The following is a 13,791-nucleotide window of genomic DNA, read 5'->3' as shown; positions in this document are numbered from 1 at the left end:
GTCACCCCTTCATTTGTTTTACGATTGCTTTTACTAATGCTAAGAAGTTAGCTTTAACACGTTCTGTCGTTTCGATTACTTCATCGTGATGAAGTGGCTGATCTAAAATACCAGCTGCCATATTTGAAATACAAGAAATACCAAGTACTTTCATACCAGCATGACGCGCTACAATTACTTCAGGTACTGTTGACATACCAACTGCATCTCCGCCAAGTGTACGAAGCATACGAATTTCAGCAGGTGTTTCATATACAGGACCTGTCATTCCAACGTATACACCTTCTTGTACTTTAATATTTAAGTCCGCTGCAACTTGTTTCGCCATTTCACGAAGTTCTGTCGTATATGATGTAGACATATCAGGGAAACGTACGCCCATTTCAGAATCATTCGGTCCGATTAATGGGTTTGTACCCATGAAGTTAATGTGGTCTGAAATTAACATAAGATCGCCTGGCTCAAATGATGTATTTACACCACCAGCTGCATTTGTTACAACAACTGTTTCTACACCTAGTTCTTTCATAACACGAACTGGGAATGTTACTTTTTGCATGTCGTATCCTTCATAGAAGTGGAAACGTCCTTGCATTGCTACTACTGTTACACCTTGAAGTGTACCGAATACTAGTTGACCTGCATGACCTTCTACAGTTGATACTGGGAATTCAGGGATTTCACTGTAAGGTACTGTTACTGCGTTCTCGATTTCATCTGCTAATACACCTAGTCCAGATCCAAGGATTAGTCCTACTTGTGGCGTTTCTTGAAATTTCTCTTTTAAGTATGAAGCTGATTTTGTAATAAGTTCACGATTCATTTGTTTATCCCCCTATTTCTTTAGCTCGTTTAAGAAGCTTGTTCCGTGTTCTGGCATTTTCACGCCGAAGTTTTCTGCTACCGTTGCACCAATATCAGCAAATGTTTGACGAAGTGCTAATTCTTGTCCGCCTTCTTTCATGCTTGGGCTATATGCTAATAACGGTACGTATTCACGTGTATGATCAGTACCAGGATGTACTGGATCATTACCGTGGTCTGCTGTAATTAATAATAAATCATCTTCTTTTAGTTTTTCGAATACTTCTGGAAGACGAGCATCATACTCTTGCAGAGCTTCTCCGTACCCTTGTGGATCACGGCGGTGTCCAAATAATGCATCAAAGTCAACTAAGTTTAAGAAGCTAAGACCTGTAAAGTCCATGTTTAATGTATCTACAAGCTTATCCATTCCATCCATATTTGATTTCGTACGAAGTGATTCAGTTACCCCTTCTCCATCATAAATGTCAGAGATTTTACCAATAGCAATTACATCATAATCGCTATCTTTTAGTTCATTCATTACTGTGCGACCAAATGGTTTTAACGCATAGTCATGACGATTTGGTGTACGTTTGAAGTTTCCTGGCTCTCCAACGAACGGACGAGCGATAACACGTCCTACCATGTACTTCTCATCTAACGTTAGTTCACGTGCAATTTTACAAATTTTATATAACTCATCAAGTGGCACTACTTCTTCGTGTGCTGCAATTTGTAGTACGCTATCTGCGGAAGTGTAAACGATTAAAGAGCCTGTTTCCATTTGCTCTTGACCAAGTTCATCAAGAATTTCAGTTCCAGAAGCTGGCTTATTACCGATAATTTTACGGCCTGTTTTTTCTTCTAATTCATCAAGTAATTCTTTCGGGAATCCTTCAGGGAACACTTGGAATGGTGTATCAATGTAAAGACCCATAATTTCCCAGTGTCCTGTCATTGTATCTTTACCAGTAGATTTTTCTTGCATTTTTGTATAATATCCAAGCGGTTTTTCTACTTTAGAGATACCTTTCATTTCACGAATGTTACCAAGGCCTAATTTCACCATGTTAGGCATTTGTAACCCATTCATATGTTCAGCAATGTGACCAATTGTGTCAGATCCTAAATCACCAAATTGTTCAGCATCTGGTGCTTCACCGATTCCAACTGAATCCATTACGACTAGGAATATACGTTTATATTTATTCATAACTGCGACCTCCTATAAGTTCAGTTCTACTTCTTGTAGTATGTTCAAAACGCTATAAAGTGAAACTGTTCTCCATAAGAATTCTCTTTCGTTCTCATTGTCAAACAGTACTTCTTTAATTGATTCTCTAACCTATTTCGTTTACTTTGAAACGACTCAAAAACATTTCTAGTTTTTTCTAAGTCAGATGTCAGACATCTGATACTGATATCATAACATGTTTACGCTTTCTTTTTAATACATTTTCGTAGAATTTCTCATTTTCTTCACACTTCTATTGTAATCCATTATGCAAATAAGTGCTAATTATTTTATGATTTATTTCTTCGTATAAAGTGAAACTTCGATTAGTAGGAGTTTCGTTCTTCTCCACTGATTATAAGCCCTCATCAATTGGACGTTTACGGAATAAAAATAAAAAGCAGCTCTAAAGAGCTGCTTTTTATTTTACTTCTACTGTTTCTTCTTTATGTTCATGTAGTTCACCTTTTTTAACATGAACTTTCACTTTGTAAGAACCGTTTTCTTTGAAAGTATGTTTCGTTTCATACTCTCCTTTATTTCCTTCTTTCGCTGGAATAAATTCGTGTTTTTCAACACCATCTTTCCAAATCTCAAGTTGTACTTCAGCACCAGTTAACGCTTCTTCTTTTTGTTTTAAATGAACTTTCATAGTCGATTCAGCATTTGCTTTTATATCACCAGCCATAAGATGGATCATTGTATCGCTTTTATGATCGCCATGCCCTGCACCGTGATCACTATTTTCTTTTTTCGCATCTTCTACTTTCGCATTTCCTACAGCCACTTTTACTTCTGGCATAACATGCATTTCACGTGCATTTGTGTGAGCGATAATATGGTATACTCCATCCGTCTCGAACGTTTTCTCCACTGCATAAACACCTTTTCCTTTATGCTTCCCATCTAACATCTCGTGCTTTTCGTCGCCAGCTTTCCAAATTTCAAACTTTACATCATCAGCATCTGTTACTTTTTCTTTTCCTTGTGTAACAAGTGCTTGTACTTCTGTTTTTTCACCAGGTTTAATTTCTTTCGGATTTGTTTGAACTGCTACTTTTACAGCTTCTAGTTTCTGTTCTTTTTTCGGTTCTTCTTTGTTTGTATTACAGCCAGCCAATGCTAGCATCGCGATAAATACAGTCATAATAAGTTTTTTCATCATCATTTCCTCCTTCATACCTTATTTAGTATAGAGGAAATACATTGTAATATTCTAGTCTTCTGCTGAAAACAATGTACGAAATGTTTGTGAAGTTTTTGTGAAGTACTGTAGCCTTTTGAATCTATGAAAAAAGAGCATAGTAACTATGCTCTCGGATGAAACTGTTTATATACATCTTTTAATCTAGCTTTTGAAACATGCGTATAAATTTGCGTCGTTGAAATATCTGCATGTCCAAGCATTTCTTGCACAGCACGCAAGTCTGCCCCATTTTCTAATAAATGCGTAGCAAAAGAATGGCGCAACGTATGCGGTGTAAGCTCTTTTTCAATATTTGCTTCTTTCGCCAATCGTTTTAAAATTTTCCAAAATCCTTGTCTTGATAATCGATTCCCATGATGGTTTAAAAAGAGTGCATCTACTACTTTTTTACCCATCAATTCTCTTCTTCCCTTTTCAATATACTTTTGAATCGCTTCCGTCGCTAAACTTCCTAGTGGAATAATTCTTTCTTTATTCCCTTTCCCTATGCAACGAACAAATCCCATCGTTAAATGTACATCTTCTAAATTTAAGGCAATTAATTCCGAAACACGAAGTCCTGTTGCATACAATAACTCTAGCATCGCTTTGTCACGAACCCCAAAAGCACTCGTCATTTTTGGCGTCTGAAGTAACGCCTCCACTTCATCGATTGATAGTACTTTCGGTAATTTCCGTTCTCCTTGCGGCGTTTCAATATGTACGGATGGGTCGTGCTCTACCGCCCGTTCACGAAGTAAAAATTGGTGAAACGAACGAATCGATGCAATATGACGTGCTAATGTTTTCGAAGATTTTCCGTTTTCTTTTAAGTGCTGCAGAAAATTAACAATGTGCAAGCGTGTCACTTCATGAAAGCTTTTCGCCTGTTCTACATTTTGCAAATACTTTACATAACTTTTTAAATCACGTTCATAAGATACTACTGTATTTTTCGCTAGCCCTTTTTCGACAACCATATAATGAATAAAATCTTTTAATTGATCTTCCAATCTACACTACTCCCCATTTTCATAGAAAAACATCATTCTATTTACGAAAGCATCCTTTGCCGGCTCTTCATTCCCTGATACTTTTTCTACAGTCTCTTCTTTTGGCTTTTCATAACGATGATAGCTTTCATATTCTTCATTTATCCATAGTATAGCGAAATAAAACAAAATCGTACAACTTGTAAATAATAAAAATACTTTTATCCCATCAAAAGTTAATTTTAAAGCTCGGCGCATTGTAAATTCCTCCAAAATATAAGTTATTACAACATATGCCAAGCTTTCACCAATTTATACCTTATTCAAATAAAAAACCTCTTCCTAGTTAAATAGGAAAAGGTTATTTTTCATCCGTTTCATTTTCTTGACAATTTTTACAAATCCCATGGAATGTTAAACGATGATCCTTCACCTTAAAGCTCCAGTCATGTTCTACTTTCCTTTCCACTTCACCAAGTAAATCTTCTTGTATTTCTTGTACAGCACCACATTGTGTACAAATCAAATGATGGTGGAAACGCTGCGCACCTTCTTGGCGTAAGTCATAGCGTGAAACACCGTCTCCGAAGTTAATCTTATCGACAACTTTTAACTCAGATAATAGTTCTAAAGTTCGATAGACGGTTGCTAATCCGATCTCTGGCGACTTTTCTTTTACAAGGAGGTAAACATCTTCTGCGCTTAAATGATCTTCTTCATTTTCTAGCAGCACACGAACTGTTGCTTCACGTTGCGGTGTTAATTTGTAGCTCGCTGCATGTAATTGCTTCTTAATTCGTTCAATTCTTTCTTCCATTCGGTACTACTCCCTCCTCGCCACTCTTACACCATTATATCAGAAGAAGGGCTTCTGTCAAAAGAAAAACAATAAAAACAAATTGATAATTATTCTCAAAAAGTATTTATTGTTTATTAATAGCCTCAACGACTTCTTTCATTAAAACTGGTGATGCATAAGCTTCTACACTAGAAGCAAGAGCTAACACTACTCCGATTACAAGAAAGAAGCATGTATAACGAATCAATAATGGTAATAGCGGTTCGGTTATTTTCCGAATAAATTGATGTCTAATCATCCGTAAGGAAAAGCTTGCGGCAATTGTTGTCATAACGAGAAATACTGGAATAATAATGAGATTTTGTGGCAATACAGAAACGAATGCTAATAATAATCCATTCCATCCATGCTGACTTACTAAAAAACCTACTGTAAATCCGACAACTACTCCTTTTACAAATAATAAAATAAAAATAAGTGGCAATCCAATAATTGAAATCCCCAAAATCCAAATAAATCCAATGTATTTTAATTGCGAAAAGTAACTTTCTCGAAACATTTCGCTCGCAACAGCAAATTCTCCTTTAGAAACTTGTCCAAAAAAACGTTGTAAATAAAATGATAAATCTTGTTTTTGATTTAATTGTAAACTATTTACAAGAATGGCCCCAAATATTACTCCCATCAATAATAAAACAGCGTTAAATATATATAATGAAGAGTTTTCCTGTATGTGAGACATTACACGGTCTTGCCAAGTTTTTCTCCACATTTTTCTTCCCTCCGTTCACACTCTTACTAAAAATGTATGAAAGAAAGAAAAAAGTATGACGAATTAACATTGAAATTCCGCTCTACTTTGCTAAACTAAAAAGTAGAGAATAGGAGGGATTTCTCTTGAAACCATTATTATTAGATTTTCCAACATTATTTCAAACTGAACGCTTACAAGTTCGTAAGCCATTTCCAGGTGATGGTGCAGAAGTGTATGAAGCAATCCAAGCTTCTCTAGAAGACTTAGTACCGTGGATGCCAATTAACGCTGAAACAGAAGAAAGTGCTGAAGAAATCGTTCGTAACGCTCACGGGCAGTTTTTACTTCGTGAAACACTTGATTTTCACTTATACGATAAAGTATCTGGTACATTCATCGGAGCTATAACGCTCAAGCCTGAAAACTGGGATATTCCAAAGTTTTCACTTCACTTCTGGCTGCATAGTGCTTATACAAAACAAGGCTATATGACTGAAGCCATTAAAGGTGCCATTCAATTTGCCTTTGATAAGCTAAGTGCTAGAAGAATTGAAATTCGTACTGATGCAACAAATGCAAATGCATGTAACCTAGCAGAACGTTTAGAATTTATTCTAGAAGGTACAATGGAAAATGATTTCATAGCACAAGATGGTAGCTTACGTGATGCACGCGTATACGCTAAAATCAATTAAAAAACACTCGCCTTTGGCGAGTGTTTATTTTTGTAGTTGTAAATATTGTACTGCAAACATCGTCTTCGCATCATGAATACGAAGATCTTTCATAAGAATAATCGCTTCTTCTAACGATACTTCCATCAATTCCACGAATTCATCTTCATCTAACTCGGCTTTATTTTCTTTTTTCGTCAAACCTGTCGCTTTATATACATATAAAATTTCATCTGCAAATCCTGGAGATGTATAGAAAGAAGTAATAAGCTCCATATTTTCACATACATATCCTGTTTCCTCTTCTAATTCACGAACTGCTGTCACCTCAGGTTTTTCACCAGGTTCTAACTTGCCGGCCGGAATTTCTATAATCGCCTTTTCAAGCGCTTTACGATACTGCTCGACAAGCACAATTTTCCCCTCATCAGTAATAGCAATAATAGCAACTGCACCAGGGTGATTTACAATTTCACGTTTACTCATTGCTCCATTTGGTAATACTACATCATCAACACGAACTTTTATAACTCTACCATCAAAAATCGGTTCAGTTTTTACTGTTCTCTCTGCAAGATTACTCATACTACTTCATCTCCCTGTTCTATTTCCTATTCTTTCCTCATACATTTTACCACATTGAAAGGAGCGTGATAGAAATGAAAGTTTATATTTTACCAAATCGCGTCACTTTAGTCGGAAAAGCATGGCAAATTCGCCATAAGCTAAAACAATATGGAAAAGAGTATACAACTGTACAAGAGTGGATTACAGCAAATAAAGTGAAACTTTAATCAGAGGGGGTTTTGTTCATCCCCTCTGATTATTAGTTGAACGAATCGGGCTTTTACGGGCAGTTAATCTCCCACCTAACTTCCTCGTATGAGCCGAATTTTAAAGTGGGGGTCTTACTGCCCGTTAAAGCGGGGTAAAAAGTAAACGTTTGTCAACCCCTTTTCCCTTGCGTACAATAAAGGTAAGGAGGTTGACCTATGAAAAAACGTCAATTAGGAAACTCAGATTTGTTTGTGACAGAAATGGGACTTGGCTGTATGTCTCTCGGTACATCTGAAACAGAAGCTATGCGTATTATCGATGAAGCAATCGATTTAGGAATCAATTTTTTTGATACAGCGGATTTATATGATTATGGATTAAACGAAGAATTTGTTGGAAAAGCCTTAAAAGGGAAACGAGACCAAATTGTTCTTACAACAAAAGTTGGAAATCGATGGACAGAAGAAAAAAACGGGTGGTCTTGGGATCCTTCTAAAAATTACATAAAGGCTGAAGTGAAAGAAAGTTTACGTAGACTTCAAACTGATTATATTGATCTTTATCAACTTCACGGCGGGACGATTGAAGATCCAATAGATGAAACAATTGAAGCCTTTGAAGAATTAAAAAAAGAAGGTATTATTCGTCATTACGGTATTTCTTCTATACGTCCAAATGTTATCCGTGAATATGCTAAACGTTCCAATATCGTTAGTGTGCTAATGGAATATAGCCTTTTAAATCGTCGCCCTGAAGAATGGTTCTCACTTCTAAGTGAACATCAAATTAGCATTATTGCTCGTGGGCCACTTGCAAAAGGAATTTTAACTGATAATAATGCAAGAAAGATAGAAAGAGTAAAAGAAAAGAATTATCTTTCTTATTCTTACGATGAATTATATGCGACACTCGCGAATGTAAAAGAAATAATCGGAGAAAGCTCTTTAACAGGAACAGCTATTCAATATTGCTTACATAACGAAACTGTTGCAGCTGTTATACCTGGTGCAAGCTCTATTGGGCAATTGAAAGAAAATGCCCAGGCTAGTAAACAAACACAGTTAACAACAGCTCAATATATACAACTTCAGCAAATTGCTAAATGTGATACTTACGCTTTACATCGTTAAAAAGACGCTACCATACTGGTAGCGTCTTTTTATAGCGTATCATATTTATCCGGATTCGTTCCTACATGTAAATTACGATTTAACGTATTAATTTGAGTCATCTCTTCTTCCGTTAATGAAAAATCAAAGATAGAAAAATTCTCCTTAATGCGAGATGGTGTAACAGATTTAGGAATCGTCACTACCCCGCTCTGAATATCCCATCTTAATATAACTTGCGCAGGTGTTTTTTCATATTTCGTAGCAATGGCCTGAATAATCGGGTTCTCGAATACTTCCCCGCCTCTCATTAATGGGCTCCATGCTTCCATTTGAATTTGCTCACCTTGACAGAAATTACGCAATTCAAATTGCGCTAACATCGGATGAAGTTCCACTTGGTTGACCATCGGCTTCACTTTACAATTTGGTAATAACAGTTCTAAATGATGTTTATGAAAATTTGAAACACCAATCGCGCGCACTTTACCTTCTTCATACAGTTTTTCTAGCGCTCGGTACGTATCGACATACTTCCCTCTTATTGGCCAATGTATTAAATATAAATCTACATAGTCCATTTGTAATTTCTTTAAGCTTTTTTCAAACGCCTCAAGTGTTTCCTCGTATCCTTGATCGTCGTTCCAAACTTTTGTTGTAATAAATATGTCTTCTCTCGGAATCCCTGATTCACGAACCGCTTCTCCGACACCGCTTTCATTTTCATATACAGTTGCTGTATCAATGGAACGATATCCAACTTCTAACGCTGTTTTTACTGCTTGTTTTACTTCATCGCCTTCTTTCGCTTTATAAACGCCTAGACCAATCATCGGCATTTTTACGCCATTATGAAGTGTAGTTGTTGGAATGTGCACAGTCGTCTCCCTTTCATTCTTACATTTTTTATAAGCCACCACTTTATTTCAACAAGATTCAACCAAAAAGTCAAAACATATGTACAGTTTACATAATAATTTTATACACTAAAACGCAAACTCAATTATTCATATTTCCTTCTCTCCATTCTTTCGCTTTTTCATCAACACTACGCACAAACTCATTTTTTCCTTCCGTATATAACGTGCCATCATATGTATATTTTTCGGCTAATTCTTTCTTTAAGGTTGCATATGCCTCTGCTTCTTCACAATGAGCCATCATATAATCACGAAACGCTAAATGCCTTACTATCTCAGGATTTCCTTTTTCAAAAACGTGTAAGTGATACGAGCGTTTTTCCTCAGTTCCATGAATAAAATAACGACGTCTTGAAATACCATTTTCCCCTTTTACGATATAACCAAGCTCTTCAAAACGTTCATTCCAATGATCTACTCTGTCGATACACTCTACTTCCATAATCATATCTATAATTGGTTTAGCTGCCAGTCCTGGCACTGATGTACTTCCAATATGATGGACTTTCACCATTTCTGGCATCGCCGATTTTAATCGTTCGGCCTCTATTTGAAATTTTTCATTCCAATGATTTTCATGCGGAACGACTACAATTTTTCTCATTAAAACTCCCCTTTTCTTACAAGCTCGTCAAAAAAATGATCAGCGGTATGCACTGATCATTTTTTATATTATTTAAAGTCTTTCCAAGTAAGGCTACTTTCACTTAACAGTTCTTCAAATGATTTATTCTTTTCACGTTCTTTTTGTTCTCGGCGCTTTCTTTCCTGCTCAGCTGCCTCTTTTTCTTCTTCTCTCACTTGCAATTCTTTCTTCTTATTCTTTAATTGCTGCATGAGTGAATCATTTAATTGATCGCCTAATGTAAGCGACTCTTGCTCTGGTCTATTCACTTGCGATTGTCTTTGCATTTGTCTTTGTTTCTTTTTCTTCATGCTACTCACCTTTTACTTTTTTCTCCATTATAGTAGATACACAATGAACTCGACAATAAAAAAGGTTCTTTACTCTATTATTCACCTTTTGTAAATATGTTAATTTTTCGAAAAAACTAAATTTTTATATAGATATAATCCTATGAATCTATTAAAATTATGTCGTATGATGTCAGATTATAAAAAAAAGGAGAAATGAATTATGTGGAAAAAAATCATTCCTGCTGTTGCCGTTTTAAGCACCATTACTTTTTCAAGCGTATTTGCCGCTCCCCCATCCCAGAATCCAGCTGAACAAAACCGCTACGTAGACGTACAAATGCTTGGTATTAATGATTTTCATGGACAACTAGATACTGTTAAAAAAATTAATAACAAAGAAGCTGGTGGCGCTGATTACTTAGCTACTTATTTAAAAGAACGTAAAAAGCAAAACCCTAATACACTTCTCGTACATGCTGGCGATATTGTCGGAGCTAGTCCACCAGTTTCAGCGTTGTTACAAGATGAACCAACGATTGAATTTTTAAATGACTTAAAATTCGATGTTGGTACAATCGGAAACCATGAATTTGATGAAGGTATCGATGAAATGAAACGCCTCATTTACGGTGGATATCACGAGAAAACAGGTAATTTCAAAGGTGCTAACTTCCCTTATGTCGCTGCTAACTTCTATAACAAATCAACTGGTCGCTTATTTTTACCACCATTTACTGTAAAAATGGTAGATGGTGTTCCTGTAGGATTCATTGGCGTTGTTACAACTGATACGCCAAATGTCGTGATGCCTACTATGCTTAAAAATGTACAGATCACTGACGAAGTAGAAGCAATTAATAAATCAGCGCAACAATTAAAGCGTCTCGGTGTTAAATCCATCGTCGTCCTTGCCCATGTCGGCGGAACAACTGATGAGTCTGGCGTGACAAATGGAGACCTTACTCGAATTGCAAATGAAACAGACTCGGAAGTTGATGTTATTTTCGGTGGACATAGTCACACATATGTAAATGGTACTGTAAATAATAAACTAATCGTCCAAGCGAACTCTTATGGAACAGCTTTCTCAGACGTAGATGTAACAATTGATCGTAAAACAAAAGATATTGTAAAGAAAAAAGCTGAAGTGATTACAACATATCATGAAGGTGTGGAACCTGATAAACAAGTAAAACAAAAAATAGATCAATATAAAGAAAAAATCGCACCACTTGTAAATGAAGTTGTAGGAAAATCTACAGCACCTATCGACCGTAAACAAAATGATGCTGGTGAATCTACTCTTGGGAATGTAATTGCCGACGCACAGCGTCAAACGATGCAAGCTCAAATCGCACTTATGAATCCTGGTGGCATTCGTAATGACTTAGATGCTGGCGATATTACTTGGGGCGAATTATATGGCGTTCAGCCTTTTGGAAACCAATTGATTAAAATCGATTTAACAGGTCAAGATATTCGCGACATTTTAAATCAGCAATGGCAAAAAGGAACAACAAGAATGCTTCAAATTTCAGGTATTCAATATACGTGGGATGCAAATAAACCAAACGGTGAAAAGGTTACGAATATACGCTTAACAAATGGCGAAGAGTTATCTCCATCTAAAACGTATAGCGTAGTTGCGAATGCTTTCTTAGCTTCTGGCGGTGACGGATTCGTATCATTTAAAAATGGGAAGAATTCAGAAACTGGTCCAAACGACTTTGAAGCGCTAGTCGATTATGTAAAACAATTAAAAGAACCAATTCAGCCAGTTATTGATGGAAGAATTCAAAAGGTAAATTAAGTATTTCCCTAATATGCGATCCAGATTTTATTGTAAAGGATACGCACTTATACTTAATCCACAATATTAGTAAAACCTAAAAAGGATACTCGTTCTTACAATGAACATAGTATCCTTTTCTTTAGTTATCAAAGTGTGATGTTTTGTTAAAATCATACTGTTGTAAAAATTGTTGTAACGCCTCTTCTACAAGTTTAGATTTTTGAATTCCTTTCGATTCTGATATAACGTCTAATTTTGCTAATATTTCTTTATTAATAGAAAAGGTACGTTTCTTTTTCTCTGTACTTATACTCATAATGGGCACAATTACTTCTTCTCTCTTTCTTAATAACTCATAAATACTTTGTAATTGCTCATAAATTAATAATTGATAATCCGTTTTCGCATATTGAAGGGCTGTCGCTTCTTGGAGTTGTAAGTGACGCGGTTCTTCTCCATCTCCTACAAAAATACGTTTCTTCTGTTCTCCATCATATTCGTATCCAATCAATCTTAATTTCTTTGATAATGTATATGGGCTTATTTCAAGACGTTTTGCTATAATAGCGATGGATTCACGTCTATTTAAGCAATCTATAATTTCTCCAATCGTCACAATTTCCCTCCTCCCGTGTTGAAATGACACTAGTATGGTATGTTACAATGATTTTCTAACAGTATATGCAAAACGAATAGCCTGTGCGATTCATACGATTTCAGAAAAGGAGGATTTCCATATGCTTTTTCGTAGCTATACCCCACAGTTTTATAATGAAAATAAACAACTCATTCCTAATAGTATTGCTACGATGGAAAGCGTTATGATCCATAATCGAAAACAAACTCTCCTTATGCGCGCGCAAAACATAGAGCAGCCAATTTTATTATGCTGTCATGGCGGACCTGGCATGGCACAAATTGGATTTATTCGTCATTTTCAAAAAGAATTGGAGAAACACTTCATCGTTATTAATTGGGATCAGCGCGGGGCAGGTAAATCCTTTTCAATGAAAGATTTCGGAGCAAATTTTACAATCGAACAATTCGTTTCCGATGCAAAAGAAGTGATTCAATATGTACTTAAAAAATTCAATAAACAGAAACTATTTCTCGCTGGTCATTCTTGGGGAAGTATTATTGGGCTTAACATAGCACATCAATATCCACAGTATATCGAGGCTTACATCGGTATTGGGCAGATTGTACATATGAAACAAAACGAAGAATTGCTATATCAGCATTTAATTCGTTCTGCAAAAAAACATGATCATAAAAAAGCATTAGCGTCCCTTTTAAAATTAGGCAAACCACCATTTTTAGATACGAGACGCCTTATTATTCAAAGAAAGTGGCTTGGCACATTCGGCGGAGCAATCCAAAACGGATCTTCCTTTTCTTTCATACGAAAAGGCTTCTTTTCCCCTGAATATACGCTATTAGATTGGTTCAAGTTTCTCGCAGGAAATTTAAAATCTGGCGTTTTATGGGAAGAAATGTTGACAATCGATTTCTTTTCTTCTATTTCATGCTTATCTATTCCGGTTTATTTTTGTTCTGGTCGCTATGATTATCAAACTCCTTATGCACTCGTTCAGGAATATTGTGATGTAATAGAAGCCCCCATAAAAAAGATGATTTGGTTCCCAAATTCAGCACATTCTCCTGATTTAGAAGAACCAGAATTATTCGCTAATTCTTTACAATCAATTAAACAAGAGCTAGCTTTTCAACATTAGTAACAAAAGGCTCTTTTACATTTCATAGAAAACAATTTATAATAATATGTCGCAACTATGTATAAATATAGCAAAGTGCTTCATATTTACTTG

17 protein-coding genes are annotated in these 13,791 nt (G+C 35.9%); 5 read left to right on the top strand and 12 right to left on the bottom strand.

The features are described 5' to 3' along the window. Position 1 precedes the first annotated feature (1 nt). From ACUN0F_RS12555 to spoIIM, 7 genes are all read right to left on the bottom strand, one after another. The gene (locus ACUN0F_RS12555; RefSeq protein ID WP_001078444.1) at positions 2–823 is read right to left on the bottom strand and encodes a purine-nucleoside phosphorylase; all 822 of its coding nucleotides are present in this window, start codon (positions 821–823) and stop codon (positions 2–4) included. Positions 824–835: 12 nt separating this feature from the next. After that, positions 836–2,020, bottom strand: coding sequence for a phosphopentomutase (gene deoB / locus ACUN0F_RS12550; RefSeq protein ID WP_097917818.1), 1,185 nt, complete (start codon positions 2,018–2,020; stop codon positions 836–838). Between the two features lie 442 nt (positions 2,021–2,462). Next, positions 2,463–3,206: a FixH family protein gene (locus ACUN0F_RS12545; protein WP_060488351.1), complete on the bottom strand. Its 744-nt coding sequence runs from the start codon at positions 3,204–3,206 to the stop codon at positions 2,463–2,465. A 143-nt stretch (positions 3,207–3,349) separates the two neighbouring features. After that, positions 3,350–4,240 (bottom strand): site-specific tyrosine recombinase XerD, encoded by an 891-nt coding sequence (gene xerD, locus ACUN0F_RS12540; RefSeq protein WP_000390083.1) that lies wholly within the window; start codon positions 4,238–4,240, stop codon positions 3,350–3,352. A 6-nt stretch (positions 4,241–4,246) separates the two neighbouring features. Next, the gene (locus ACUN0F_RS12535; RefSeq protein WP_001250432.1) at positions 4,247–4,477 is read right to left on the bottom strand and encodes a YqzK family protein; all 231 of its coding nucleotides are present in this window, start codon (positions 4,475–4,477) and stop codon (positions 4,247–4,249) included. 103 nt (positions 4,478–4,580) lie between these two features. Then, positions 4,581–5,036 (bottom strand): ferric iron uptake transcriptional regulator, encoded by a 456-nt coding sequence (gene fur, locus ACUN0F_RS12530; RefSeq protein ID WP_000392655.1) that lies wholly within the window; start codon positions 5,034–5,036, stop codon positions 4,581–4,583. Positions 5,037–5,142: 106 nt separating this feature from the next. Then, positions 5,143–5,760: a stage II sporulation protein M gene (gene spoIIM / locus ACUN0F_RS12525; RefSeq protein ID WP_223261357.1), complete on the bottom strand. Its 618-nt coding sequence runs from the start codon at positions 5,758–5,760 to the stop codon at positions 5,143–5,145. A 155-nt stretch (positions 5,761–5,915) separates the two neighbouring features. Here spoIIM and ACUN0F_RS12520 point away from each other — a divergent pair, with 155 nt between their 5' ends. Next, positions 5,916–6,467, top strand: a complete 552-nt coding sequence (locus tag ACUN0F_RS12520) for a GNAT family N-acetyltransferase (protein ID WP_264460841.1) — start codon at positions 5,916–5,918, stop codon at positions 6,465–6,467. A 24-nt stretch (positions 6,468–6,491) separates the two neighbouring features. Here ACUN0F_RS12520 and ACUN0F_RS12515 read toward each other — a convergent pair whose 3' ends face one another. Beyond that, complete coding sequence (locus ACUN0F_RS12515; RefSeq protein WP_000067040.1) at positions 6,492–7,031, bottom strand: NUDIX domain-containing protein; 540 nt, start codon at positions 7,029–7,031, stop codon at positions 6,492–6,494. Positions 7,032–7,105: 74 nt separating this feature from the next. Here ACUN0F_RS12515 and mciZ point away from each other — a divergent pair, with 74 nt between their 5' ends. After that, positions 7,106–7,240 carry a Z-ring formation inhibitor MciZ gene (gene mciZ / locus ACUN0F_RS12510; protein ID WP_000870297.1) on the top strand — a complete coding sequence of 45 codons (135 nt, stop codon included), beginning with the start codon at positions 7,106–7,108 and terminating at the stop codon, positions 7,238–7,240. Between the two features lie 198 nt (positions 7,241–7,438). Then, positions 7,439–8,353, top strand: a complete 915-nt coding sequence (gene lolS, locus ACUN0F_RS12505) for an aldo/keto reductase (RefSeq protein ID WP_426968991.1) — start codon at positions 7,439–7,441, stop codon at positions 8,351–8,353. A 29-nt stretch (positions 8,354–8,382) separates the two neighbouring features. Here the strand turns inward: lolS and ACUN0F_RS12500 are convergent, their stop codons facing one another. From ACUN0F_RS12500 to ACUN0F_RS12490, 3 genes are all read right to left on the bottom strand, one after another. Continuing rightward, positions 8,383–9,210, bottom strand: a complete 828-nt coding sequence (locus ACUN0F_RS12500) for an aldo/keto reductase (RefSeq protein WP_048546278.1) — start codon at positions 9,208–9,210, stop codon at positions 8,383–8,385. A gap of 121 nt (positions 9,211–9,331) precedes the next feature. Next, positions 9,332–9,856, bottom strand: coding sequence for a GrpB family protein (locus ACUN0F_RS12495; protein WP_001227178.1), 525 nt, complete (start codon positions 9,854–9,856; stop codon positions 9,332–9,334). Positions 9,857–9,924: 68 nt separating this feature from the next. Beyond that, positions 9,925–10,188: a YqkE family protein gene (locus tag ACUN0F_RS12490; protein ID WP_264460840.1), complete on the bottom strand. Its 264-nt coding sequence runs from the start codon at positions 10,186–10,188 to the stop codon at positions 9,925–9,927. Positions 10,189–10,390: 202 nt separating this feature from the next. On the opposite strand from ACUN0F_RS12490, the gene ACUN0F_RS12485 reads away from it, so the two are divergent. Next, the gene (locus ACUN0F_RS12485; RefSeq protein WP_445539540.1) at positions 10,391–11,980 is read left to right on the top strand and encodes a bifunctional metallophosphatase/5'-nucleotidase; all 1,590 of its coding nucleotides are present in this window, start codon (positions 10,391–10,393) and stop codon (positions 11,978–11,980) included. Positions 11,981–12,101: 121 nt separating this feature from the next. Here the strand turns inward: ACUN0F_RS12485 and ACUN0F_RS12480 are convergent, their stop codons facing one another. Continuing rightward, entirely contained in the window at positions 12,102–12,578 is a 477-nt protein-coding gene (locus tag ACUN0F_RS12480; protein WP_046957475.1) for a ribbon-helix-helix domain-containing protein, read from the bottom strand. Between the two features lie 121 nt (positions 12,579–12,699). Between ACUN0F_RS12480 and ACUN0F_RS12475 the strand changes: the two genes are divergently transcribed. Next, a complete protein-coding gene (locus ACUN0F_RS12475) occupies positions 12,700–13,698 on the top strand; it encodes an alpha/beta fold hydrolase (protein WP_445539539.1) in 999 nt (332 codons plus the stop codon). Positions 13,699–13,791 lie beyond the last annotated feature (93 nt).

This window comes from Bacillus sp. 1A, assembly GCF_052682215.1.
The sequence above is the reverse complement of the archived record's forward strand: the minus strand, read 5'-3'. Positions and strand labels throughout refer to the sequence as shown.